29 protein-coding genes are annotated in these 22,959 nt (G+C 70.9%); 11 read left to right on the forward strand and 18 right to left on the reverse strand.

The annotated features are described in order from the left end of the window. The first annotated feature begins 10 nt into the window (after window positions 1-10). Both ACQP03_RS15385 and ACQP03_RS15390 read left to right on the forward strand, forming a co-directional pair. A complete protein-coding gene (locus ACQP03_RS15385; protein WP_357175579.1) occupies window positions 11-547 on the forward strand; it encodes a TetR/AcrR family transcriptional regulator in 537 nt (178 codons plus the stop codon). Between the two features lie 135 nt (window positions 548-682). Then, a complete protein-coding gene (locus tag ACQP03_RS15390; RefSeq protein ID WP_357121916.1) occupies window positions 683-1,048 on the forward strand; it encodes a VOC family protein in 366 nt (121 codons plus the stop codon). A gap of 27 nt (window positions 1,049-1,075) precedes the next feature. Here the strand turns inward: ACQP03_RS15390 and ACQP03_RS15395 are convergent, their stop codons facing one another. After that, complete coding sequence (locus tag ACQP03_RS15395; protein ID WP_357121919.1) at window positions 1,076-1,729, reverse strand: hypothetical protein; 654 nt, start codon at window positions 1,727-1,729, stop codon at window positions 1,076-1,078. A gap of 111 nt (window positions 1,730-1,840) precedes the next feature. Here ACQP03_RS15395 and ACQP03_RS15400 point away from each other — a divergent pair, with 111 nt between their 5' ends. Beyond that, window positions 1,841-2,188, forward strand: coding sequence for a GlsB/YeaQ/YmgE family stress response membrane protein (locus tag ACQP03_RS15400; RefSeq protein WP_357121922.1), 348 nt, complete (start codon window positions 1,841-1,843; stop codon window positions 2,186-2,188). A 374-nt stretch (window positions 2,189-2,562) separates the two neighbouring features. Here ACQP03_RS15400 and ACQP03_RS15405 read toward each other — a convergent pair whose 3' ends face one another. The 4 genes from ACQP03_RS15405 to ACQP03_RS15420 all read right to left on the reverse strand — a co-directional run bounded on the left by ACQP03_RS15405 (window position 2,563) and on the right by ACQP03_RS15420 (window position 4,385). Beyond that, a complete protein-coding gene (locus ACQP03_RS15405; RefSeq protein ID WP_357121925.1) occupies window positions 2,563-2,985 on the reverse strand; it encodes an SHOCT-like domain-containing protein in 423 nt (140 codons plus the stop codon). 11 nt (window positions 2,986-2,996) lie between these two features. Continuing rightward, on the reverse strand, window positions 2,997-3,242 hold the full coding sequence (locus tag ACQP03_RS15410) for a hypothetical protein (protein WP_357395523.1): 246 nt from the start codon (window positions 3,240-3,242) through the stop codon (window positions 2,997-2,999). Window positions 3,243-3,253: 11 nt separating this feature from the next. Continuing rightward, a complete protein-coding gene (locus ACQP03_RS15415) occupies window positions 3,254-3,631 on the reverse strand; it encodes a DUF2089 domain-containing protein (protein ID WP_357175568.1) in 378 nt (125 codons plus the stop codon). Between the two features lie 115 nt (window positions 3,632-3,746). Beyond that, window positions 3,747-4,385, reverse strand: a complete 639-nt coding sequence (locus ACQP03_RS15420) for a TetR/AcrR family transcriptional regulator (protein ID WP_357175565.1) — start codon at window positions 4,383-4,385, stop codon at window positions 3,747-3,749. A gap of 61 nt (window positions 4,386-4,446) precedes the next feature. Between ACQP03_RS15420 and ACQP03_RS15425 the strand changes: the two genes are divergently transcribed. Continuing rightward, window positions 4,447-5,115 carry a class I SAM-dependent methyltransferase gene (locus ACQP03_RS15425; RefSeq protein WP_357175562.1) on the forward strand — a complete coding sequence of 223 codons (669 nt, stop codon included), beginning with the start codon at window positions 4,447-4,449 and terminating at the stop codon, window positions 5,113-5,115. Here the strand turns inward: ACQP03_RS15425 and ACQP03_RS15430 are convergent. The 3 genes from ACQP03_RS15430 to ACQP03_RS15440 all read right to left on the reverse strand — a co-directional run bounded on the left by ACQP03_RS15430 (window position 5,093) and on the right by ACQP03_RS15440 (window position 7,588). After that, complete coding sequence (locus ACQP03_RS15430; protein WP_357175559.1) at window positions 5,093-5,926, reverse strand: alpha/beta hydrolase; 834 nt, start codon at window positions 5,924-5,926, stop codon at window positions 5,093-5,095. The genes ACQP03_RS15425 and ACQP03_RS15430 overlap by 23 nt on opposite strands. 27 nt (window positions 5,927-5,953) lie before the next feature. Continuing rightward, window positions 5,954-6,838 (reverse strand): S41 family peptidase, encoded by an 885-nt coding sequence (locus ACQP03_RS15435; protein ID WP_357395511.1) that lies wholly within the window; start codon window positions 6,836-6,838, stop codon window positions 5,954-5,956. A gap of 84 nt (window positions 6,839-6,922) precedes the next feature. Further along, on the reverse strand, window positions 6,923-7,588 hold the full coding sequence (locus tag ACQP03_RS15440) for a TetR/AcrR family transcriptional regulator (protein ID WP_357395509.1): 666 nt from the start codon (window positions 7,586-7,588) through the stop codon (window positions 6,923-6,925). 100 nt (window positions 7,589-7,688) lie between these two features. On the opposite strand from ACQP03_RS15440, the gene ACQP03_RS15445 reads away from it, so the two are divergent. Then, window positions 7,689-8,603, forward strand: a complete 915-nt coding sequence (locus ACQP03_RS15445; RefSeq protein WP_357175553.1) for an SDR family NAD(P)-dependent oxidoreductase — start codon at window positions 7,689-7,691, stop codon at window positions 8,601-8,603. 39 nt (window positions 8,604-8,642) lie between these two features. Here ACQP03_RS15445 and ACQP03_RS15450 read toward each other — a convergent pair whose 3' ends face one another. Then, window positions 8,643-9,323, reverse strand: a complete 681-nt coding sequence (locus ACQP03_RS15450) for a DUF4396 domain-containing protein (RefSeq protein ID WP_357395505.1) — start codon at window positions 9,321-9,323, stop codon at window positions 8,643-8,645. Window positions 9,324-9,633: 310 nt separating this feature from the next. Between ACQP03_RS15450 and ACQP03_RS15455 the strand changes: the two genes are divergently transcribed. Then, the gene (locus ACQP03_RS15455; RefSeq protein ID WP_357121956.1) at window positions 9,634-10,146 is read left to right on the forward strand and encodes a hypothetical protein; all 513 of its coding nucleotides are present in this window, start codon (window positions 9,634-9,636) and stop codon (window positions 10,144-10,146) included. Window positions 10,147-10,178: 32 nt separating this feature from the next. On the opposite strand, the gene ACQP03_RS15460 is transcribed toward ACQP03_RS15455, so the two are convergent. Both ACQP03_RS15460 and ACQP03_RS15465 read right to left on the reverse strand, forming a co-directional pair. Further along, window positions 10,179-11,273 (reverse strand): winged helix DNA-binding domain-containing protein, encoded by a 1,095-nt coding sequence (locus tag ACQP03_RS15460; protein WP_357121960.1) that lies wholly within the window; start codon window positions 11,271-11,273, stop codon window positions 10,179-10,181. Window positions 11,274-11,296: 23 nt separating this feature from the next. Continuing rightward, window positions 11,297-11,863, reverse strand: a complete 567-nt coding sequence (locus tag ACQP03_RS15465; protein ID WP_357121963.1) for a hypothetical protein — start codon at window positions 11,861-11,863, stop codon at window positions 11,297-11,299. A 161-nt stretch (window positions 11,864-12,024) separates the two neighbouring features. On the opposite strand from ACQP03_RS15465, the gene ACQP03_RS15470 reads away from it, so the two are divergent. Then, window positions 12,025-12,468, forward strand: a complete 444-nt coding sequence (locus tag ACQP03_RS15470) for a DUF5990 family protein (protein ID WP_357121966.1) — start codon at window positions 12,025-12,027, stop codon at window positions 12,466-12,468. Window positions 12,469-12,511: 43 nt separating this feature from the next. Here the strand turns inward: ACQP03_RS15470 and ACQP03_RS15475 are convergent, their stop codons facing one another. From ACQP03_RS15475 to ACQP03_RS15485, 3 genes are all read right to left on the reverse strand, one after another. Next, window positions 12,512-13,231 (reverse strand): carbonic anhydrase, encoded by a 720-nt coding sequence (locus tag ACQP03_RS15475; RefSeq protein WP_357121969.1) that lies wholly within the window; start codon window positions 13,229-13,231, stop codon window positions 12,512-12,514. Window positions 13,232-13,362: 131 nt separating this feature from the next. Beyond that, the gene (locus tag ACQP03_RS15480; RefSeq protein ID WP_357121972.1) at window positions 13,363-14,181 is read right to left on the reverse strand and encodes an alpha/beta hydrolase; all 819 of its coding nucleotides are present in this window, start codon (window positions 14,179-14,181) and stop codon (window positions 13,363-13,365) included. 27 nt (window positions 14,182-14,208) lie between these two features. Next, on the reverse strand, window positions 14,209-14,910 hold the full coding sequence (locus ACQP03_RS15485; protein WP_357121975.1) for a DUF4097 family beta strand repeat-containing protein: 702 nt from the start codon (window positions 14,908-14,910) through the stop codon (window positions 14,209-14,211). A 196-nt stretch (window positions 14,911-15,106) separates the two neighbouring features. On the opposite strand from ACQP03_RS15485, the gene ACQP03_RS15490 reads away from it, so the two are divergent. Further along, a complete protein-coding gene (locus tag ACQP03_RS15490; RefSeq protein WP_357121978.1) occupies window positions 15,107-15,823 on the forward strand; it encodes a helix-turn-helix domain-containing protein in 717 nt (238 codons plus the stop codon). Here ACQP03_RS15490 and ACQP03_RS15495 read toward each other — a convergent pair. Together ACQP03_RS15495 and ACQP03_RS15500 are read right to left on the reverse strand one after the other, a co-directional pair. Further along, window positions 15,820-17,862, reverse strand: a complete 2,043-nt coding sequence (locus tag ACQP03_RS15495; protein ID WP_357397805.1) for an amylo-alpha-1,6-glucosidase — start codon at window positions 17,860-17,862, stop codon at window positions 15,820-15,822. The two genes, ACQP03_RS15490 and ACQP03_RS15495, sit on opposite strands and share 4 nt — an antisense overlap. 5 nt (window positions 17,863-17,867) lie before the next feature. Continuing rightward, window positions 17,868-18,242, reverse strand: coding sequence for an SCP2 sterol-binding domain-containing protein (locus ACQP03_RS15500; RefSeq protein WP_357121981.1), 375 nt, complete (start codon window positions 18,240-18,242; stop codon window positions 17,868-17,870). A 117-nt stretch (window positions 18,243-18,359) separates the two neighbouring features. Here ACQP03_RS15500 and ACQP03_RS15505 point away from each other — a divergent pair, with 117 nt between their 5' ends. Then, on the forward strand, window positions 18,360-18,860 hold the full coding sequence (locus ACQP03_RS15505; protein ID WP_357397799.1) for a DUF6584 family protein: 501 nt from the start codon (window positions 18,360-18,362) through the stop codon (window positions 18,858-18,860). On the opposite strand, the gene ACQP03_RS15510 is transcribed toward ACQP03_RS15505, so the two are convergent. Both ACQP03_RS15510 and ACQP03_RS15515 read right to left on the reverse strand, forming a co-directional pair. After that, complete coding sequence (locus ACQP03_RS15510; protein ID WP_433461041.1) at window positions 18,857-19,873, reverse strand: carboxypeptidase regulatory-like domain-containing protein; 1,017 nt, start codon at window positions 19,871-19,873, stop codon at window positions 18,857-18,859. The two genes, ACQP03_RS15505 and ACQP03_RS15510, sit on opposite strands and share 4 nt — an antisense overlap. A gap of 112 nt (window positions 19,874-19,985) precedes the next feature. Continuing rightward, window positions 19,986-20,498 carry a hypothetical protein gene (locus ACQP03_RS15515; RefSeq protein ID WP_357397794.1) on the reverse strand — a complete coding sequence of 171 codons (513 nt, stop codon included), beginning with the start codon at window positions 20,496-20,498 and terminating at the stop codon, window positions 19,986-19,988. A 238-nt stretch (window positions 20,499-20,736) separates the two neighbouring features. Between ACQP03_RS15515 and ACQP03_RS15520 the strand changes: the two genes are divergently transcribed. Together ACQP03_RS15520 and ACQP03_RS15525 are read left to right on the forward strand one after the other, a co-directional pair. After that, window positions 20,737-21,687 (forward strand): SRPBCC family protein, encoded by a 951-nt coding sequence (locus tag ACQP03_RS15520; protein WP_357175523.1) that lies wholly within the window; start codon window positions 20,737-20,739, stop codon window positions 21,685-21,687. A 23-nt stretch (window positions 21,688-21,710) separates the two neighbouring features. After that, a complete protein-coding gene (locus ACQP03_RS15525) occupies window positions 21,711-22,883 on the forward strand; it encodes a zinc-dependent alcohol dehydrogenase (protein WP_357175520.1) in 1,173 nt (390 codons plus the stop codon). Window positions 22,884-22,959: the final 76 nt, after the last annotated feature.

The following is a 22,959-nucleotide window of genomic DNA, read 5'->3' on the forward strand; positions in this document are numbered from 1 at the left end:
GTCACTCTTTATGCCCAGGGTCAGTCAAGCCCATCTCGACTCTCGCCGCCAGCAGATCGTGGACGCCGCCCGCGCCCGGTTCGCCAGCCACGGCTTCGCCCACACGTCGATGGCCGACATTGTCGCCGAGTCCGGGCTCTCGAACGGAGCCATCTACCGGTACTTCACGAGCAAGGACGAGATCGTCGTCGCGGTCTGCGAACAGGGGACCGACGCGCTGCCGAGGGCGCTCACCGCCGAGGCGGTGGGGGGTTTCCTCGAGTACGTGCGTACCCAGGCCCGGGACACCCACCACGCCCGGCTGGTTGCCCAGATCTACGCCGAGGCGGCGGTGTCGCCGCTGCTGGCGGCCGTTGTGCAACGACAGCTCTCGGCCATGCGGGCCGCGATCGCCGAGCTGGTGCCGGACCGCCAGCGCCCACGGGCGGGACAAATCGCCGAAGCCTTCGTGGCCCTCTGCGTCAGCTATAGCCTGCAACTGGCGGTCCGCGGCGACGTGGACCCCGCGCCCTATGCCGCGGCGTTGATGGCGATCATCAACGACTAGGCGGGCCCGATCGCTGCCGGCCCGCGAGCGTTCGTCCCGGCGTCGGGCGGCGGCCCGATGAGATGGCCGAGTAAAAAGAGTGAACCGTCATTTTGGGTGCTAGAGTCGATCAGCGTCCCGCCCTCTGGAGGAGCCATGCCGGTAGCTCACATCGCCGCGATCAACCTGGACTGCCCCGACCCGGCCGACCTGGCCCGCTTCTGGGCCGCCATGCTCGACGGTGAGGTCGCGGTCCAGACACCGGACTTCTGTGCGGTCAAGGCGGGGCCGCTGCTGCTCGGCGCCGTTCGCGTCGACGGCTACCAGCCACCGACCTGGCCCTCGGGTGAGCGGTCGCAGCAGATCCACTTCGACCTGGCCGCCGATGACCCCGACAGCCTCGACGACGCTGAGGCGCGCGCGATCGAACTCGGCGCGGTCAAGGAAGAGCAGCAGTTCGCGCCGGACCGTTATCGCGTCCTGCGTGACCCGGCCGGCCATCCCTTCTGCCTACGCCGCTGACCTGCCGATGCTGGTCGGGCTGACTGTTCACGACCAGCGGGCACACTCGGCGACCAGGCGTGGGTCGGTGCGTACCCAGACCTCGCCCCCGGCGGCCTCGGCCGGGGTATCGACCCGTTCGAGGCCGAGGAATTCGATCAGCGGCAGCAGAGCAGCCCGCTCGGCGCGGTCGTCGTCGATGTCGTGCCCGTCGAAGAAGACGTAGTACCTGTCGCTGGGGTCGACGTAGCCCGAGTCCGCCCAGATCCGGGCGACCTCTGCGAGCGCCGCCGCCTCCGTCGTGATCGTGGCGGCGCGCGCGGCCCCGCGGTCCTCCGGTGCCGCGTCGAGGTCGGCGAGGTCGGCGAACCACTGGCCGAAGTGGTCGAGGCCGCGATAGCCGTTCTCGAAGAACAGCATCGCGCTCGGGAGGTAACGGTTGGCCCGATCGATCCGCAGGTGTGCCGACCGGGGCGGGTCCGCCTCCTCGATCCGGGAGATCACTCCCAGGTGGGGCATGAGCACCAAAGTCTGCCGCGCTGGCTCGTCCCTGATCGTGTACGTGGCGGACTCGCGGCCCCGGAAGAACGCGGAGAACGCCACGTAGGCCTCCTGCGGGTCGCTCACCGAGACCTGGTGCGTGGTGCCGTCACCGGCGGTGAAGACGAACTGCTTCGGTCCGGGGCGGTAGGGGCGGGCCATGTACGTCCTTCGCAAAGGGGTGAAAGGCCCGTCAGCGTATCGGGGGTCGGGTTTCCGCGAACGTGAGATCCGGGCATGTATTCCGACACTGCTGGAAGGGGAGAGACAGCAATGTTGGTAACCGGTTATCTCGGCGCGGTGCTCATCGGCGCACTCGTCGGCCTGCTCGGCCGGCTCATCCTGCCGGGGCGGCAGCGGATCGGCATCTTCGCCACGTTCGTTCTCGGCGTCGGCTCGGCGGTGCTGGGCACCGTGGTCGCCCGGGCCCTGCACGTCGACGACGACGCCGGCGTGAAGGTGTGGGTGCTGCGCTGGGACTGGATCGTGCTCGCGATCCAGGTCGGCCTCGCGATCGTCGCCGTGGCGCTGGCGAACATGCTGACCTTCACCCGGCTTGCCGGCGGCGGCGAAACCCCTCGTCGGCGGCCCCGGCGCAGCAAGGCCAAGCGCGAGTCGTGATCGCGATCCTTCCGCCGGGCGGGCTGACCAGGTCGGCGAGTCCCCGCTCGCGGATCAGCGTGCCTCCGCCACGCTGATCCGCTCCCAAGATCCGCACAACATCAGGGATGTTGCTGTCTCCCGGGTGGCGGAGGCAGCAGTAACAGGGAAGTTGCGCGGATCTTGGCGTGCGAGTGGGCGGATCGGCAAGCGGACGGGCGGGCGCGCAGCGGCGGGATGCGGCGAAGGGACCACTCGCCCGAGTGGTCCCTTCGCTGGTCGTGGAGGAGTGGCTAGACTTCAGGTTGGCACTTCACCTGCGCTCCGCTGCGGCGGGCGCAGCCTCGGGAGGGTGTTGCAGCACCCTCTCGAGGGGCCGTCCCGTCGGACGGCGGCTATTCGCAGAAGACCCGCACGGTGGCATCGGGGGAGTCCACCTCCACGGTCACGTCGTCGAGGTGTTCGACGAGCGCCTCCAACTGCTCGGGCTTGAGCTGCGTCAGGTCGATCGGCACACCCGAGTCGCTGAGCGAGGCGTTGGCCTTGACCAGGGCCTGCGGCGGCACCAGCGCCGCCAGCCGCACGCCGGCCCGCAGCAGTTGCAGCGGCACCCGCACGTTGACCCGCGACGGCTCGCCGTTGTCGGTGGCATCCACCACCACCCGCAGGTACTTCACCTTCCCCTTGGGCCGGGCGTCGGCACCCGCCACCGCCGGTGCCTGGTCCCGTTCGAGGGCGGCGATGAGCTGCTCCGCCTCCTCGGCAGTGATCTTGCCGGCGGCAAGCATGTCGAGGATGTCCTTGCGTTGTTCGGTCATCGGAACCTCTCCTATCGAATGGCCACGAGCACGGCCGAGTGGCCCTGCTCGATGTCGAAGCGGGCGCCGGGCAGCGCGGAGACCACGCGCCATCCGGCGCCGAGCGCCCGCACCACGCGGATGCGGAACACGAGGCAGGCCACGATCGCCGCGAGGACGACCAGGACCAGAACCGGCAGGAGTACGAGCACCACGGGGAGCACCGGAACCCAGAAACGGACGGGTCGGCGGGCGGGGCGATTGACCCTGACGGTCACCAGTTGGGGCATCATGAGCGGCCGTCCAGCTCGGCCAACGCCTGCTGCGCCGTGATCTCACCGCGGCGCAACCGGTCGATGATGTCGGCCCGGGACGGCGCGGGATCGGTCTCGACGAAGTCGAGCATCTGCGTGATCCGGTTGAGCCGTGACTTGATCGTCGGATAGCTCACCCCGAAGATGCGTTCCATCTCCTTGATCGACCCGTGGCAGCGCACGAACGCCGTGACGAAGACCTGATCCTCGACGTTGAGCTGGGCCAGTTGCGGTAGCTCGAACGCGCCCTCGATCGCGACGCCGTTGCTCGCCAGGCGCACGCGCTCGACGACGAACGGCTGGCCTCGCGTCAGGCTGGTCAGTTCCTGCCAGTCCATCGCCTGCTCTGTCATACTTAAAGTTGTAGCTTAAGAATCCTGAACTTCCAAGAGCCAAACCTTAATTTTCTTGAGTACGAGTGAACACCGGCCGGTCTGGCTACGACCACCGCGCGCGCTCGGCGGCGGATCAGTCGGGGTCGGCGCAGAGTTGGGTGGTCAGGGCGGTGCGGGCCCACTCTTCCCACGCCTCCGGTGACCACTCGCGGTCGCGGACGAAGATCAGGTAGAGCTGCGGGCTGAGCAGGCCGAACAGCAGGTCAGCCGCCATGTCGACGGAGAGGCCGGGGCGGGCGTCGGGCTTGCCCATGAGGGCTTCGGCCGCTGCGTACTGCACCGTGTAACGCGGGTCGGGGTCATCCGTCCACTGTGCGGCGATCTCCGGGTCGGTGGCTGCGGCAGCCGCGATGAGCGGCATGATCGGGGCGACCCGGCCCAGGATCTCGCCGGTGCCGTGCACGTGTGCGCGTAACTGCCCGGCTGCGGTGGGCTCGGCGCACGCGGCGCGAAACCACTCCCGGTCCATGGTGGCGACCGGCTCGGTGTCCCCGGCGATGGACGTGTCGACGACGTCCTTGAACAGGGTGCGCTTGTTACGGAAGACGAAGTAGACCGTCTGGACGGCCACCCCCGCACGATCCGCCACCTCCTGCAGGCTCGTCGCCCCGTACCCCTGCGCGACGAACAGCTCGCGAGCCGCGTCGATGACCTTCTGGCGGGTGCGGTGCGAGCGCTCGGCTCGCTTGTCCGGCCTCTTGACCGTGTTCATGATGCGAGCCTATCTTCAGAGTATGTCACTAGAGTCTAACTCTAAATTCTTGGAGGAGACGATGACGCAGCCCAACGCCGCCCAGGGGTCGGCCCCCGCCCCGGCCTCCCCGCAGCGGGACCAGGAGGAGGAAGCGGTTCGCCGCGCACTGGAGAGCTACTACCGCGCCGGCACGCCGCCATGGGACACCGGCGTGACACCGCCCGAGTTGGTCGACCTGGTGGAGGGGCGCAACGCGCTGCCGCCCGGTAGGGCCCTCGAACTCGGCTGCGGCACGGGGACCAACGCCGTCTACCTCGCGCGGCACGACTGGGAGGTGGCCGCCGTGGATCTGATCGACAGCGCCGTCGACCTGGCCAGGGAGAAGGTCGCGGCGGCGGGAGTGGCGGTACGGGTGCGGCACGGAGACGCCACCCGCCTCGACGAGCTGGACGTGCCGGGCCCCTTCGACCTGTTCTTCGACCTGAGCTGCTACTGCGGAATTCCACTGCATCGCCGCGACGCCTACGCTGCCGGGCTCACCCACCGCGCCGCTCCCGGGGCACTGTTGCTGATGTTCGGGTACGGCCCCGAGCCACTCGACAATCCGACCACCGAGATCGCGTCGTGGGCGGCCGGCGTCACCGCGGACGAAGTCCGCGCCAGGTTCCCCGGCTGGGCACTTGTCGACGTCACGCCGGGCACCAACGCGGTGCCGACCTTCTGGTTCACACTGCGCCGCGACGCCTAGCGACCTCCGATCCCGCGGAGCCGCCGTGCGCGGTGTTCCTCCTTCCCGGGCGGCCGAGGAGGAACAGCGCCGTGGCGTCGATGACGTCGTCGAAGTGCCCGCCGTCGCCGGGGTAGTGGAATCCGTGCTCGGCGTCCTCGTACTCGAGGAGGGCGCACTCGTTGCCGGCGCGCGCCATCGCGTCGCGGAAGCGCCGCGCGCAGTCGATCGGTTCGACCTCGTCGCGGGTGCCGTGGTGGATCTGCGTCGGCGGATTGCCCGGCCGGACCCGCTCGATCAGCGAATACTCAATCAACCTGCCCGCGTCGAGGCCAACCTGCCGTTCCAGGCGGCGCTGCGCGTCGGGCGTGCGGACGCCCAGGTTGAGTCCTGCCGGGTTGAGGGCCACCACGGCCGCGACGCCGGGCTCCGGTGCCGCGCGGGACGGCGTCAGGGCCGCCAGCATCGCCAGGTGCGCGCCGGCCGAGCTGCCACCCGAGGCCAGCTGCGACGCAGCGAGCCCGCGCGACGCCGCCAGTCGGCCGAACTGCGCGACCGCGCGCCGCACGTCGGCGAGGCAGTCGTCGATGCTGGTCGCGCCGAGACCGAGCAGCCGGTACCCGGCCGACACCGCGAGGATTCCCCGCGACGCCAGCGCCCGGCAGTGCGGCGCGAGCCCGTGGGGTGATCCGCCGCGCAGGGCGCCGCCGTGGAACAGGACGACGCCAGCGCGCGGCGGTGTGCCGTCACCCGGCTCGAAGACCAACAGGGGCAGCTCACTGCCGTCGGTGGCCCGGTACGAGGTCGAGGACGTCAGACAGGTCCCCGGCATGACGGCATCCGGTCTCGGCCGCATGCCCTAGGCGTCCGCGATGGCCTTGAGCGCCGTGTCGAGCGCCTGGTCGGCCGGCACGGGTACGTCGGGGACCACTCCGACGCCCTCCCAGTTGGTCCCGGTGACGCTGTTGATGGTCCGGGCGGTCGGAACGGTCACCAGGATATGTTCGGTGACCGCGTGGCGGGCCGTCGGATGGGCGCCGCCCCGTGTCGTCTCACCGACGACGACGGCTCGACCGTGCGCCTGGAGGGTGTACGCGACGTCCTCGCCCCCGGAGAACGTCGTCGCGCTGGTGAGCACGAAGACCGGGCGGTCCAGGTAGCGCGGCGCGGGAAGGTGCGCGGCGGTCCAGAACTGGCGGGTGGCGCCGGTGGAACGCTCGTAGAAGTCGTTGAGGTGCATCTGGTCGTCGCGGAAGAAGTAGCTGCACCACATCGCGGCTCCCTCCGGCGCTCCGCCGGAGCACGCGCGCAGGTCCAGGATGAGCGCCGAGCTGAGGGCGACCAGTTGCATGGCCGCGCCGATCACGCTGGCCCCCTCGTCGGCGTACGCGATGCGCCGCACGTCGATGAGCCCGACCTTGCCGTCCACCTGCTCGACCCGGCGGACGCCCTGGTTCTCCGTCCGGAGCAGCGCGAGGAACGCCGCCTTGCCCCCGTCCTCGTCCGCTGGATCCAGCGACTGTGGCTGGTCCGACCACAGCAGCCGCAGATGCCTGTCCGGGCACGCCTGCTGAAGGTGGGCGGTCACCGTCTCGCAGAGCGCTGGCCCGTCCAGGTCGTCGTACTCGCCCGCCGCGAGACGACGCCGGATCGTGGCGTCGATGTCCGCGACCTTCGCCGGAAAGACGTACCCGGCCTCGATCCGATCCAGGGCCCGTCCGATGATCTCTTCGTTTGACAGCACGGCGGGCCACGATAGACCGGACGAAGCCCCAGGGCCACCGAATATCGCGAGGCTCAGCCCCGGAACGGCCCGGGTGGGTCGGAGTCAGGCGCGCGGCAGGACGCCCATGAGCTGCGTGATGATCGCGATGCGCAGGGCTGTCTGCGGGTCGATGTGGTAGACCGCGAGCGTCGGCTCGGACTCGTAGACGGCGAGCAGGCTCGGCGGTGGCGTGCTGTAGGCGGAGAACGCGCCGGCCACGATGAGGACCTGAAGGCAGAACAGGTCGGCGCGGTCGCCGACTTCGGGCAGGTGCCGGCGGATGAGGCCGGCCATCGCCGCGAGGTTGACCAGCGAGGCCCGCTTGTGCCGGCGGGCCGCCTCGACCGAGACGTTGTGTTCGAGCACTCCGCCCTGCGCGCCGAAGAGATCACAGAGCACCGTCTCGGCGGCCAGCGACCGGCTGAGCACGTCGGCCACCTGCTCGGCCCGCTCCGACGCGGATCGGTCCGGCTCGACGCCCCGGGTCAACTCCTGCTCCAGCTCGGCCAGCCAGGTCGTCGTCCGGTCGTCGAGGAGGTCGAGCAGCACCGCCTCGCGGGACTCGAAATAGCGCAGCACCGCCGTCTTGGCCAGGCCGACCCGCCGGCTCAGCTCGTTGAGGGTCACGTCGGCCACCGGCATCTCGTCGAGCATCGCCGAGGTCGTCTCCAGGATTGCCTGGCGACGGGCCGCGCGCTGCTCCTCGCTGCGCGCCCGCTGGAACGTCATGCGTCAACCCTAACTTAGGTACCGCCGGTATCTTGACAGCGTACCGGCGGTACATTAGCGTTTCGAGCATAACTTACCGGCGGTACCTTAGGAGCCTGAGATGAAGTGGACCGAGCAGCAGATTCCGCGCCAGGACGGCCGGGTGGCCGTGGTCACCGGCGCCAACACCGGCCTGGGCTTCGAGACCGCCCGGCTCCTCGCCGAACGCGGGGCTTCGGTCGTGCTGGCCGTACGCGACACCGAGAAGGGCAAGCGCGCCGCCGCCCGGATGAGTGGCGACGTCTCCGTACAGGAACTGGATCTGACCTCGCTGGAGTCGGTGCGCGCCGCCGCGGCCGGACTGCACGCCACCCACCCGCGGATCGACCTGCTGATCAACAACGCCGGCGTCATGTACACGCCGAAGCAGACCACGCGCGACGGCTTCGAGATGCAGTTCGGCACCAACCACCTGGGTCACTTCGCGTTCACCGGCCTGCTGCTCGACCTGCTGCTGCCGGTGCCCGGCTCCCGGGTGGTCACGGTCAGCAGCGTCGGCCACCGGATCCGCGCCGCGATCCACTTCGACGACCTGCAGTGGGAGCGGTCGTACGGCCGCGTCGCCGCCTACGGCCAGTCGAAGCTCGCCAACCTGATGTTCACCTACGAGTTGCAGCGCCGGCTCGCCCCGCACGGCACCACCGTCGCGGTGGCCGCGCACCCCGGCGTCTCCGACACCGAACTGGTCCGCAACTCCCCGGCGCTCGTCCGCGCGCCGATCACCCTGCTCGCCCCGGTGGTCACCCAGCCCGCTGCGGCAGGCGCGCTGCCCACCCTGCGTGCCGCCACCGACCCGTCCGTCCTCGGCGGGCAGTACTACGGCCCCGACGGCCTGGGCGAGACGCGCGGGCACCCGAAGCTGGTCACGTCCAGCCCCGAGTCCTACGACCTGACCGTGCAGCAGCGCCTCTGGGCCGTCTCGGAGGACCTCACCGGCGTGCGGTTCCCGGTCGGCCAGACGGCCGCCGAGGTGTGACCGTGCCGCACCAGCCCCGCTACCCGTGCTCCGACGACGTCAGCGTGCCGCGACGCTCAATCGTCGGCCGATCTGCCAGGAGGCGGCAGGCCAGGCCGTGACGAAGCCGGCGATCATCCCGATCTGGCCGGCGAACCAGAACGTGGGGCTGTCGAGCCGCAGGGGTGGCTCCGGAAAGACCATGTGGTGCGCCAGCGTCAGCCACACGAACAACGCCACCTCGAACGCGGTGATGGTCACCAGTTCCACCTTCACGACGGTCGCCAGCGCGCGCCAGACCTCCGCGAGGCTGCAACGGGGGCTCTCGAAGAGCCGGAAGAGGACGGCGATCGTCACCGCCATCAGATAGTCGCCCGCGTAGCCGATCCACAGCGGGCTCCGGGGGAGATCGAATCCGTACAGGGCGACCTCGGCGACGACGAAGCCGAGGGCGCAGTGCGCGCCACAACGGGACACCTGGGTCACGATGGTGCCCCGGTGGGGCCGTCGAGACCGATCCTTGCGCGGCGACGGCGCGAGCGCCTCGGGTCTACCCCAGGTCCAGTAGAGGCGGACGGCCACCGGGCCGATGTACAGGACGGTGACCAGCCAGACGATCTCCATGACCCTGACCGGCTGACGGTGCCCGTAGAGGTACGTGTCGACGAGGACGATCACGAAGCTGACGACACCGACCGCGAGTGAGATCCAGGAGAGCGTCGAGAGCCAGGTCGGCTGCATCCTCGCCCCCTTTTCCATCCGGCGCCTCGGCGCTCGGCGCGGCCGAACGTGCAGGGGGGTCAACTGATGCCGACGGCAGCTCACAGTCTCCCAGCTCGCACCCGTCCGCATCAGTGGATCGGGGCGTTCGTCGTGCGGGCCGCGCCCCCCGGGCACGGGGGACCCCGCTCCCTCTGCGCGGGGATCCGCCGGGCACGCCGACAGCGCAGCGTGGGACCGGAGGAAACCACCGCATCGATACGGAGTGACGACCGTGAACCAGAGCGCTGAAGCATCGAAGCCGCCGCCGTGGGCACGCCGAGCAGGTCACGTGGCGTGGATCGCGCCCGTTCTGGGCTTCATCCCACTGCACGTTCCCTGGATCCTCGGCATCCCGCTGTTCGCATACGCCGAACCGTTCGAGGAGTGGTACCACGGTCGCGGGCCCGGCGTCGGGGACCACCCGGTCGACGGGTTCCTGGGCCTGCCGGCCGGCGCGTTCTACCTGGGCCTGCTGTGCGTCCTCGCCGGGCTCGGGGGAGTGCTGGCGCTCGGCCTGATCAGCGACTGGGGGCGTACGTTTCCCCGGTGGGTGCCGTGGCTTCGCGGCCACCGCGTGCCGCCGTGGGTGCCGCTCACGCCGACGGTGCTGGGATCCGCCCTGATGATCGGCTATGCGGCGACCCTGCCCTGGCAGTTCGCCGCCGACCTCTCCGAATCCAGCGCGCAGGACATCTTCACCCCGACGGGTGTCCTCATCGGCCTTCCGCTGCTCCTGGCCTGGGCGATCGCGTTGCCGTTGGCCGGGTGGTCCTACTACCGGCGTACCCGGGCGCCGCGCTGACGGTGCCGCCGAGTGCCGTCCGGCTCGGGTTGTCAGTCGGCGAAGTCGACGTCGGTGAGCGTGGCGCAGCGGTGCGTGGCGAGGCGTTCGGCCTGCGCGGTGATGGCGTCGCGCGTGCCGGCGGACAGTCTGCGCCAGGGTTGGACCGCGACCGTGAACGTCTTGCCGGACTTGCGGGGACGCCAGGTGCCGACGATCTCGCCGTCGACCAGCACCGCGCCGGGGCGACCCAGCACCGGCCACAACTCCTTCGCGTGGGCGGCGTCGGGCGCGAGTGTCGCCCGGTCCTTGGCCTGCAGGAACAGGTCGAACGGGCCGAGTAGGCGGGTCGCGCTCACCTCGGCCGACGTCAGCGCCTCCTCGTCGGCGGCCAGCAGCGAGCGCGTCTCGCCGTCGACCGTCACGTCGACCACGTCGTCGGGCCAGCGTGCCTTCACGTCCTTGACCGGCGCGTCGAGATAGTCGGCGACCTGCTTCGGAGTGGCGGGGCCGAGCAGCCGGAGGTACGCGCGGACGAGGTCGAACCGGTCGCCCGGGGCGGACACCCGGCGGAAGCCGGTGATGCGCCGCAGGACCGGAGGTGAGGTGTCGAGCTGCAACTCGAGACCGGCCCGCGCGGCGGCGAGCCGGAACGGCATCTCGTACAGGTGGGTGGCGTCGCACGGCCGGCAGAACCGCAGGTACGGCTCGGGCAGCATGGTGGCCAGGCGGCCGGAGACGTCGCCCTTGACCGTTGGCGCGGTGACGATCGTCCGCATGCCGGCGGCCACCTCGTCGAGGGCGGCGAGGTTGCCGATGCCGGCGGCCTTCAACGGCTTCGAGGCGTCGTAGATGCGCTTGCCCGCGTCAGCGTCGGAGAACGGCTCGACCGCGGCCACCACCTGCCCGACGTCGGCCCGGCGGTAGAGGTGCGGAGCGCCCCGTACGGTCCACAGCAGGACCACGTCGGCGTCGGACAGCGCGGTCACGTCGACGCCACGGACGGCGAGAGCCCAGCGGGCGCCGTCCGGTCCGGTGTTCTGCACGCCGATGTCCAGGACGGCGGTGTCGGCCAGCGAGCCGCCCTCATCCCGGTCCAGCTGCTGCGCGCGGACGCGGAACGTCATCACCTGCCGCCGATCGACCATGAACGCACCCTAGCCGCGAGCGGTCAGTCAGCGGTGAGCGGCACAGCCGGCCCGCCTTGGCGCACGCAGATGGACATGTCCGCGTAGTGCGTGGTGAGGAGGGTTGCGTCGTGCCGTGGGTTCCCCACCTCCACGGTCAGGCACCGGTCGATCGAGCCCTCACCATTCCAGAACAGGGAATGGATCGTGACGCCACGGCGCCGCCAGTCGTCGATGTCCGCCTGGACTCGTTCGAACCAACCGTCCAGCGTCCGCCCGGAGTATGCGGAGTCGACGAAGCGCACGCTCACCCCGCGCACCAGCGGGCGTATCTTGGCGTCGAAGTCGGCGGTGGGAACGCGGTGGACCAGTAGCACCCGTCCGGGTAGGTCGAGGCTGACCGAGGTGTAGGCGTGTGGCCAGTTCCGGGCGGCGTAGTCCTCCACGGTGTCGGCGGCGGCCATCAACTCGTCCTGGCCCGCCCAGTAGGACTGCGCCGGTGCGGGCGTACCGGTGGCCGGCGGCGACTCTGGCGTCGTCGATGCGGCGGCGCAGGCAGCGGGAAGGGCGAGCAATGGTACGGACAGCAGCGCGGCCAGGCGTCGACGCATGATCAGAACTCCTCACCGACGGCAGATCACTATTACGGACACTACGGACTTACCGAGCGATCGTCGGTGATTCGCACGCCCACACGGGGTCGGCTGGTGATGAGGGCCTCGCCGAGCGTCGACCATCGGGCGGTCGACGCCGAGAAACTAGAGTTGGTGGGGTGCGGATCCGGATCGAGGGCAGTGACCTGCCGGGCCGGCGCGCGGGCGCGGAGGCCGACGCGCTGCGGCTCGGCAACGTGCACGTCGGCATCCAGCGCAAGAGCGAGGTGGTCGATCGCGTACGGGTCGACGCGGCACGGGCGGTCTGGAACGTAGCGGTGTCCAGCCGGGAGATCGACGGGGTGCTGGACGTCGGCGGGCCGTTCGTGCATGGACGACCCGGAGGGCGTTTTCTCTACCTGAGCTGGGGCACGGTGATCGATGACGGGTTCGCGATGTTCCGGCGGGCGAAGCTGATGTTCACCGACATCCCGACCGACCTGCTGCGCGCCGCGCACGAGAGCGGGGGGTTGCTGGTGAGCAGACTGGGGCTGACGGACGCGGCCGGCGGGCCGGTATGCGCCCGGGTCCACCCGCCCGCCATCGGCTGGACGCTGGAATAGCCCCGGCCGCCCGTACCGGACGGACGACCGGGAAGACAAGCCGTCAGGCGACCAGGGAGACCCGTCCGTTGTCCAGGTCGTAGCGGGCGCCCACGACCCGCAGCGCGCCCTGACGCACCTTCTCGGCGATGATCGGGCTGCGCGCCGACAGTGCCCGAACCTGGGCGGCGATGTTGGCGCGGACGGCGTTCTCCACCGGGTCGCCGGGCTGGTCCAGCACCGGCTCGACCACCGGGCGGAGGCTGTCGACGATGGCGCCGATGTGTCCGGGAGCGGTGCCGCCGGTGTGGATGGCGTCGATGGTGGCCGTGATCGCGCCGCAGCGTTCGTGCCCGAGGACGACGATCAGCAGGCTGCCGAACTCCTCCACGGCGAACTCGACGCTGCCCAGCAGCAGGTCGTCGACGATGTTGCCGGCCACCCGGTTGTCGAACAGGTCACCGAGCCCCTGGTCGAACAGCACCTCGGGCGCGACCCGGGAGTCGGCGCAGCCGACCGTGACAGCGAACGGGTGCTGGCCGGCGGCGAGGCGGTGCAGGTCGTCGAGGCCCTGGTGCGGGTGCCGACCGTGACCGCTGGTGAAGCGGTGGTTGCCGGCGAGCAGCCGACGCAGCGCCTCGGCCGGCGTGGCAACGGTGTCGTCGGCCGGCGGCGCGGCGGCGGCGCTCGCCGCGGACGGACCGGCGACGGCCGCGCCGAGCGCGACGGCCGTCGCGCCGCCGGCGGCCAGCAGGGAACGGCGAGACAGCGGGGTACGAGGCACAGTGATCTCCCGAGGGTGAGGCGGTTGCCTTCTTCCTACCAGGCGATCATCCACAGTGGTGCGCCGGTTCCCCGCCGCCGCCCCGGCCACCCGGTCGCGCGCGGCGGCCGGGGGGACCGGGGTTCGGTGTATCAGCGGTGCTCGCTGTCGAGGGCGGCGACCTCGCGTACGGCCTGGGCGACGGCCGCGAAGTCCTTCTTGAGGATCGCGCCGTGGTTGCTGGCGACCTTCGCGTGGACTCGGATGTTCGGGTTGCGCGTGGTCACCGCGTCGAGGCTGGCGCGGATGCGTTCCTGCTCGTCACCCTTGCTGCCGAGGGACGTTCCCGAGGCGACCACGTACCGCACCGGGACGGTGATGCCGTCCAGCACCGGACCCAGTTCGCGTTCCCGGGAGAGCCGGCCCAGCTCGATGTTGCTCTCCGCCTGCTGGGCGGCGCTCATGCGCGGGGTCAGGCCGGTCGGCCGCAGCAGCGGCGTGAACCAGCCCAGGCGCCGGAACAGCTTGCGGATCCGCAGCTCCATGGCGTCGTCGAGCCAGTCGTGCGGGAACGCGCCGTCGACCAGTACCGCGCCGATCGTGCGGTCCGGGTTGCGGTGGGCCCAGTGGGCGCCGACGACGGCCCCGTACGACCAGCCGACGAGCACCGCCCGCTGGACGCCTCGGGCGGCGAGAACGGCGTCGACGTCCCGGACGGCCGCCTCGAAGGAGTAGTCCGCCGAGCGTCCCGACTTTCTGCCGCGGGCCCGCTCGTCGTAGGTGATGTGCCGCCATCGGGTACCCAGGTCGGTGATGACGTTGCGCCAGTACCCCTGGGTGGCGAACTGGCCGTTGAGGAAGACCACGGGGACGCCCGCGCCGCCGGTGTCGGTGACGGCCAGGGCGGTGTCGTCGACCGGCACCATGCCGGTCCACGGCGAACTGGTCGAGGAGGGGGTGTTCGTCGTCATTGTCGTACTCCTTGAGGGGGTTGGGGTTCAGAGGCTGCGGGCGGTGATGTCGCCGTGCGAGGTGGTGGCGTGGATGTCGAGGTCGGCGCTGCCGTGGTTGACCAGGTCGTTGCTGATGCGCCCGTGGCCGGTGCCGGCGTCCAGGGCGGCCGAGACGCCGCTGGCGGCGGCGACCGAGATGTCGCCGGACTGGGTACGCAGCACGAGCCGACCTCGCGTTGCCTGCGCGACCCGGATGTCGCCCCGCGTGGTGCTGATCTCGGCGGGGCCGTTGAGCTGACCGACCTCGACGGTGCCGTCGACGGCGGTGAGGCGCATGCTCGCCGCCTCGTCGACCTTGATGTGGCGGTACGCGCCGTCCACGGTGACGTCACCGAGGCGTCCGACGCCGCGCAGCTCGGCGCTGGCGGCCCTGATCTCGACGCGGGAGTCGGCGGGCAGTTGGACGGTGACCTCCACCGAGCCGGCGGGGCCCAGGAGCTGGTTGTCGGGGGACGCGGTCGTGACCCGCAGGACGCCGTCGGCGTACGCGATGGTGGTCTGCTCGGCGGCCCGGGTGTCGCGGCTGCGGCCGGCGTCGGCGGGCCGGACCTCGACGGTGGTGTCGGTGCGGTCGGCGGCGATGAGTTGGACGCGCCCGGCCGGGATGTCCAGGACGGCGGCGATGGGGGCGGGGGTGGCGAAGCTCTGCACGGCGTTCTCCGATGCTCTCTCCGGTGTTTCTGACATTGGAAACGCTACGTTGCTTTCTAGTTAGTGGCAACAGCCTTGTTGCGTAGATGAGCAGTAAAAGCAGCTCAGAGCGTTATAAACGTTGCAACCGATCTGCCGCTAAAGCAACGGCCGGCGTTACCGCCATTGCAATCGACTGGCGGTGAACGCTATGGTGGCAATGCCGTTGAGGACGACCACCGAGGAGATCACCGTGCCGGGAGGCAGACTCACCCAGCAGGACCGTCAGCAGATCGCGTCCGGGCTGGCCGACAGCCTCCCGTACGCCGAGATCGCCCGACGCCTCGACCGTCCGACCTCGACGATCACCCGCGAGGTGCTGCGCAACGGCGGCCCGAACGCCTACCGGGCCGAGCTGGCCCACCGCGCCACCGAACGCCGCGCCCGCCGCCGCGTGCCGTCCGCCACCCGGACCGCCGAGGCGATCCCGCAGCCGCACGGCCGCGACGCCGAGGCCGTCGCCGAGTACGAGGAGGTGTTCACCACCGTCCTCATGGCCACGGGCCTGAACAAGATGGGGGCCCGGGTACTGACCTGCCTGTTCACCACCGACACGGGCAGCCTCACCGCGGCGGAGCTGGCCCAGCGTCTGCACGTCAGCCCGGCGTCCATCTCCAAGGCCATCAGCTTCCTGGAGAGTCAGAGTCTCGTACGCCGCGAGCGCGACGAGCGCCGCCGCGACCGCTACGTCATCGACACCGAACTCTTCTACCAGGCGACGATGGCCAGCGCCCGCGCCAACGACCAACTCATCGCGACAGCACGTGAGGGCGTCGCCGTCCTCGGCCCCGGCACCCCGGCCGCCGCCCGCCTGGAGAACATCGCCCGCTTCCTCGACTTCATCAGCGAGAGCATCACCCGCGCCGCCGAACAGGCCCGTGCCGTCCTGCACACGCGGGCGGTGAACTAGTTCCGGTCGGGGCGGTGCCGGGCGTACGCGTCGACGAGCCCCCAGCGTCCGGGAATGTCCAGCAGCGCGATCCGGTCGAAGGCGGACGGCAGCGCGGGATTGACGGCCAGGTGTTCCTCGTGCGGGTCGAGGCCGAGCAGGGTGCGCAGCAGCAGCATCGGCGCTCCGCTGGACCACGCCTGCGGGCTGCCGGCGGTGGGATACCGGACCGGGTACCGGGTGGTGCTGCGGTCGAAGCCTCCGAACGCCTCGGGCAGCCGCCCCTGGAAGTAGGTCGCGGCCGACAGGATGCCCTCGGCGATGCGGCCCGCCTCGCTGAGGAAGCCGTAACGGCGCAGGCCCCACGCGATGAACGAGTTGTCGAACGGCCAGACGGTGCCGTTGTGGTAGCCGAGCGGGTTGTAACGGCTCTGCCCGGAGGCGAAGGTCCGCACGCCCCAGCCGGAGAAGAGCGCCGGACCCATCAGGTGCTCGACGACCCGCACGGCCCGGTCGGGCGCCACGATGCCGCTCCACAGCAGGTGGCCGATGTTCGAGGAGAGGCTGTCCACGGGAGTGCCGTCGCGGTCGAGCGCGAGGGCGTAATAGCCACGGTCCTCGAGCCAGAAGTCCCGGTTGAAGCGCTCGTACAACGCCGCCGCCTCGCGTTCCAGCCGCTCGGCGTAGTCGTGGTCGCCCCAGAACGTACGCGCGAGCCGCGCGCCACGGAGCTTGGCGTCGTAGGCGTACCCCTGGACCTCACACGTCGCCCTCGGGAACCCCGGCAGCCGGCCGTCGGCGTAGGAGATGCTGTCCCAGGAGTCCTTCCAACACTGGTTGTCCAGGCCGGTGGCCCGGTTGCGCCGCTGGTACCAGACGTAGCCGGTCGACGTCAGGTCCGCGTACGCGTCGATCCAGTCCAGGGCCGCGCGAGCCTCCTGCTCCAACTCCATCACCAAGCCGGTGTCGCCGCTCCACCGCTCGTACTCGTCGAGCAGCACCACGAACAGGGGCGACGCGTCGACGGTGCCGTAGTAGGGGGAGTGCGGCTGCTCCTCGAACGCGGCCGACTCCCCGTAGCGCAGCTCGTGCAGGATCCGGCCGGGATCCTCCTCCAGCACGTCGTCGGTCCGGGCGCCCTGGAGCGAGGCGAGGATCCGCAGTGTCGGCGGGGTCAGCGACGGCGTGACGGGCAGCGTTTGTAGGCAGGTCAGCAGGCTGTCGCGGCCGAACAGGGTCATGAACCAGGGGAGCCCGGCCGCGGGTACGGCAGCTCCACTGAGTGACAGCGGCGCGAACCGCAGCGCCGCGAGGTCCACCAGACTGCGGTGGTAGACCTGTTGGAGGGTGGCGCTCTCGGTGTCCAGCGTCGGCGCCTGCGCCACCCACTCGCGCACGCTGTCCGGCAGTGTCGACTCGTCCGGGCGTAGCGCGCGCAGGGCGGCGCGCAGGTCGACGCCGTCCGGTCGCAGCGCCCGCATGACCACCCGCAACCGGGTGTCCCACTGCTCCCCGGGCCGCAGCCGTACCGCGTACCGCAGGCCGCGCGCGTCGATGGTGGCCGACTCGCTCGTCGACACGACGACCTCACGCCGGTACGTCCCGCGTCGATAACCGACCCGCAACTCGTTCGGCTCGACGTCGGTGTAGTAGCTGCCCGCCTTGTCCTGGATATCGAACTTGATCTCGAAGATGTCGGCGAAGTCGGCCTCGACCTCCAGTCGCACGTCGAGGTCCACCACTCCCTGGCCGTAGTTGAAGATCGTCAGCGTCTCGGTGAGGTCCGGGCCGATGCGTCGCCGCCGGATCGCGGACACGTCCGCCTCCACGTAGTCGACGGCCCCGCCCGGCACCACGAAGAACGTGACCTCGTAGTACTGGCTGTCGTCCACCGACAGGGCGGCCAACCGCTCGCCGTTCACAGTGAGCACCCAGCGGGACAGATAGCGCGTGTCGTTGGCGAACAGCCCCACCGGCGTTGCGGGCGACGACTCCACGTCTCCGCTGGCGTCCGACACGATGAAGGTGTTGCCGTCGATGCACGACACCGTGCCCGGGATGTCCCTCACGGCGCGCTGGTCGCCGTCGGCTGGTCGGCTCCCGCGCCACCCTCGGCCGCGCGGGGAAACAGTCGCCCGATGCGCAACGCCAGGGCGAGGTCGCCGTCGACCAGGATCTCGCCGCGCTCGATCGCCGCCAGCCCGTTCACCTCGCCGCGCGCCATCGACTCCGCCACCTGTGCCGGCACCCTGATGACGGTGTCGGCCGGGTCCCCGCTCTGCGACACCTCTAGCTTGCCGTGGTCGATGACCAGGAGCCACTGCTCCAGGTCGTCCCCGTCGGCGATGTCGAAGCGCACACTTCCGCACACCTTGCTGAACCGCGGATCCCGGCACGCGGCGGCCAGCCGCTCGAAGAAGTCGCTGGTCGCCGTCGTCATCCCACCTCCCGGCCCGACAAAGAGCGGACGACGGCTACCCGCTGCGGCCCGTTGCTAACGCCCGACCGACGGAAATGAGCTGTCGGCGTGGCAGGCGCACCGCTCAGAATGTCCGCCGTGGCGAAGGAACAGGTGCTGGCGAGGGTGACGGCGGATCTGGAGCGCGGGCACGTGCACCCCGCGATGCAACGCCTGGCGAGCCTGACCGCCGCGTACCCCGACGACCTGGAGGTGCGGGCGCGGCGTGCCGCGCTCTACCGGCAGGTGGGCAACGTGGCCGAGGCGGGGCGATGGGGCTTCCTCGGCGAGGACGCCGACGCGCGGGAGGTCGCCGCGTTCGAGCAGGCCTACGGGAACGCCTGGCGGCGTCTGCGGGCGTTGCGGGTGACCGCCGACCCCAGCGCCAGACTCGGGCCGGTGGCGGGCCCGCGCTTCGCGCGACTGCTGGAGCAGGCCGGCCGGTACGGGCCCGTCACCTGGACCGATGAGGGGCCACGTCCCGAGGAGCCCAGTTCGTGGCGGGACGGACTGGGCTGCCTCGGGGCGGTCGCGATCGGCGTGCTCCTGGTGGCGCTGTGCGTCGTCGGCCTGGTCACCGTGCTCCGGTGGGTTTTCTAGTCGAGGTCGAAGTCGACCACGACCGGCGCGTGCCGGACCCGCAGCGGGGTCGCGGCGTCGAAGCCGGCCGCGTCGCGGTGCCACACCGGCGGGGCGTACGCGCAGTCGCAGCGCAGCTTCACCCGCTGCCCGGGGAGCAGGCGCAGGGCGTACCCGCTCCCCACGTCCGCCACGCCGGCAAGGTCTCCGGTGCTGGCGTCGAAGGCAAGCACCTGGGCGTAGGTGAGCAACTCGTCGACGCGTACCGCCCCGCTGACCGGGGTGCCGGCGGGCAGCGCCTGGTCCAGGGTCGTCGTCCGCGCGGCGCGGACCCGGACCTTTCGCGCCTGCGCCCGGCTGCCCACCCCGCCGGACCAGACGGTGGCGTACCCACCCGCGGCGAACTGCACCGGCCACTCGTACGGCCCGAGGCCCGTGATCGTGTAGCGGCCGTTCTCATCGGTTGTGGGCCCGTGGTCGTCGTACTTGGGGTCCGGCACGTACGGCACCACCATCACCAGCGCTCGCGGGACCGGGGCGTCGGTCGCCGCGTCGGTCACCACCCCGACGACCGTGCCGGGCGGATCGAGCCGGATGTCGGGCGCGTTGGTCACCGTGCCGGCCCGGACCCGGATGACGGACGCGCGCTCGCGCTCACCGGTGCCGCCGTGCCGGCCGACCCACTGCCAGCCGTGCCGGGTCGTGTCGTAGGGCCGCACGAGCAACCGGTAGTCCCCGGGTGCGACGTCACCGGTCACCAGGCTGCCCTGCTCGTCGGCGCAGCCGCCGTACCGGCCGAGCTGGTCCTCCCCGAGGGTGACCGCCGTCAGCGCCGCGGCGTCGATGGGCACGAGCGCGGCGCAGGCGCAGGGCACCGGCGCGCCGGTGGCCGCGTCCCGCACGACGGCGCGAACGCCGCCGGGCGCGGGCGACACCTGCCGGGGGGTACGCGCGCCAGCGGGCGCGGCGGCCTCCACGACGAGCAGCGCGATGGCGATGGTGGTGGTCAGCTTGCGCAGGAGGGTGGGGCTCACGGGCGTGCTCCTCGCGGCGACGGAACGGGGGTGCGCCGACGGTAACGGAGCGTTGCTGATCCAAATCGGTCAATGTCGTGATGCTGACTGAAGGTGACGTGCTGCCGGTTGATCAGCGTTGTGTTCCGGACACACCGCCAGGTCTGGCGTGGGCGGCGAGCCATGTGGGCGGCAGGGTGAGGGTGTGGAACCACTCGCGCGGCACCTGATCGAAGTACGGTCCCTTGAGGACCGGCTTTCCCCCGCCGAACCGGTCGGCCGCCGCGGCGGCCCGCCGGGCGCTGAAGCGCCAACCGCCCGTTGCCCGGGAAGTGATGATCCTGCCGCCACGGGCGATACCGACGTTACGGTTCGGATTTGGCCGGGTGCTGGTCTTCCAGATGCGGCCCGTGAAGTGGACGATGAAGTCGATTTGGGACCACGGTTCGCGCGTCGCGGGCCGGCCGTACTCGTCCGGGCCCAGGTAGACGCCCTGTTCGTCAACGGCGAAGAGCAACTCCTGCCGGACCGCGCGGCCGACGCGGCCCCGCATCAGGGCGAGCATGGTCGCCTCGAACCCCAGCCCAATGATGACGAACATGTAGCGCTCGGACAGGTCCTGTAGGCCGATCACCACGGCGGTCATCGGCAGAGCGCTGTACAGCGCCAGCGTGAGCCCGGTCAGGATGCGGCTCTGCCGAACCTCGTATGCCCCATCCATTTTCATGACTACAAGATAGCGGTGATCATCAACAAGGTCTGATCGGCGTTCTCCCTCAATTCGGGCGCGTAGGGAGGATCCAGCGCATAGCGTCACGGTGGCGGCTCACGGCCGCCCGCGTCGGTGGCCGCCGGCGCTCGCGCCGACCGAAGGGGACCGGCTCATGGACCGGGTCGACAACATGCTCCTGCCGGAGCTGGACGGCCCGGTGCCGACCGCGGCGACGCGGGCGCTGGGTCTGCTGAGCCTGGCCCTGGGCGTGGGCGCGCTGGCCGCGCCCCGGACCCTGGCCCGCCTGACCGGCGTCGACGACTCACCCGCCGCGCGGGCCGTGATCCCCGCCGTCGGAACGCGGGAGGTGATCCACGCGGTCGGTCTGCTCACCGGCCGCCGCCCGGCCGGTTGGGCGTGGACCCGGGTCGTTGGTGACGCCCTGGACCTGACGCTGCTGGGCCGGGCCATGGTCGACCGGCGGGGGGAGCGTCGCCGCCGCCTGGCCCTGACCACGGCCGCGATCGCCGGCATCACCGCCCTGGACGTCGCCACCGCGATCGCCGCCGGTCGTGCCCGCCGGGCCCGGGAGCGGATGATCCGGATGGAGATCGCGGTGACGGTCAACCGGTCACCCGCCGAGGCGTACCGGTTCTGGCGTGACGTGGAGAACCTGCCCCGGTTCATGGCGCACCTGGAGTCGGTACGCGCCGACGACCTGCGCCTCTCGCACTGGGTCGCCCGTGGACCGGCCGGTCGCCGCGTCGAATGGGACGCCGAGATCATCGACGATCAGCCGAACAGGTCGATCACCTGGCGGTCGCTGCCCGGCAGTCGGGTGGCGAACGCCGGTCGGGTCGCGTTCGTACCCGCCCCGGGCGACCGCGGCACCGAGGTCCGGGTGCAACTGCGCTACGCGCCACCGGCGGGCGCGCTCGGCCGGGCCGTGGCGAAGCTCTTCGGCGAGGAGCCCGAGCAGCAGGTCCGTGACGACCTGCGCCGATTCAAGCAGGTACTGGAGGCCGGCGAGGTGGTCCGCTCCGAGGGCAGCCCGAACGGCATCTCCGTACGCCAGCAGGCGATGCAGCGACCCGCGCAGCCGCTGCCGCCGACCCGGCGCTGACCGTTTCTCGAAGGGGCGAAGCAATGAAGGCCACCGCCTGGATGGGCGCCGACACCGTCAGGGTGATCGACGTACCCGAGCCGACGATCATGAACGCCCGGGACGCCATCGTGCGGGTCAGCACCACCGCGATCTGCGGCTCCGACCTGCACCTCTACCACGGCTACATCCCCGCGATGCGCAAGGGCGACATCCTCGGCCACGAGTTCATGGGGGAGGTGGTGGAGGTCGGGCCGCAGGTCCGCAATCTCAAGCCCGGCGACCGGGTGGTGGTGCCGTTCCCGATCGCCTGCGGGCACTGCTCCTCCTGCCAGCGTGGCCTCTACTCGGTGTGCGAGAACTCCAACCCCAACGCCGGCATCGCCGAGAAGGTCATGGGCCACTCACCGGCCGGCATCTTTGGCTACTCCCACCTGCTGGGCGGGTACGCGGGCGGCCAGGCCGAGTACGCGCGGGTGCCGTTCGCCGACGTCGGCCCGCTCAAGGTGCCCGACGAGATCCCGGACGACCAGGCCGTCCTGCTCGCCGACGTCTTTCCGACCGGCTACCTGGGCGCCGAGATGTGCGACATCAAACCCGGGCAGGTCATCGCGATCTGGGGCGCGGGGCCGGTGGGGCTACTCGCCGCGGCCAGCGCCCGGCTGCTCGGCGCGGAGCGGGTGATCGTCATCGACCGGTTCCCCTACCGGCTGCGTCTCGCCGCCGAGCACGCCGACGCCGAGACGATCAACTACGAGGACGTCGACGTGCTGGACACCCTCAACGAGATGACCGCCGGTCGGGGCCCCGACGCGTGCATCGACGCGGTCGGTCTGGAGGGCCACCACGCCAACTCCGCGATGTACGCGTACGACCGGGCCAAGCAGGCCACCCGGACCGAGACGGAACGGCCGTTCGCCCTGCGGGAGGCGATCCTGGCCTGCCGATCCGGGGGAGTGGTGTCGGTCATCGGCGCGTACGGCGGCTTCGTCGACAAGTTCCCGATGGGCGCGTTCATGAACCGGTCACTCATCATGCGGACCGGTCAGTGTCATGTGCAGCGCTACACCCGCCCCCTGCTGGAGCGCATCCAACGCGGCGAGATCGACCCGAGCTTCATCGTCAGCCACCGCATGCCGCTGCGCGACGCCCCCAAGGGCTACAAGATCTTCCAGAAGAAGCAGGACGACTGCACCAAGGTGCTCCTCAAGGTCTGACCGCCCCAGCTCCCGCGATCTTGCACTTTCTGCGGCGACACAAGGGGCATACCACCCCATGTTGACGACCGAAACC

The sequence above is a fragment of the Micromonospora sp. CA-248212 genome (genome assembly GCF_050948405.1).
GTDB lineage: Bacteria > Actinomycetota > Actinomycetes > Mycobacteriales > Micromonosporaceae > Micromonospora.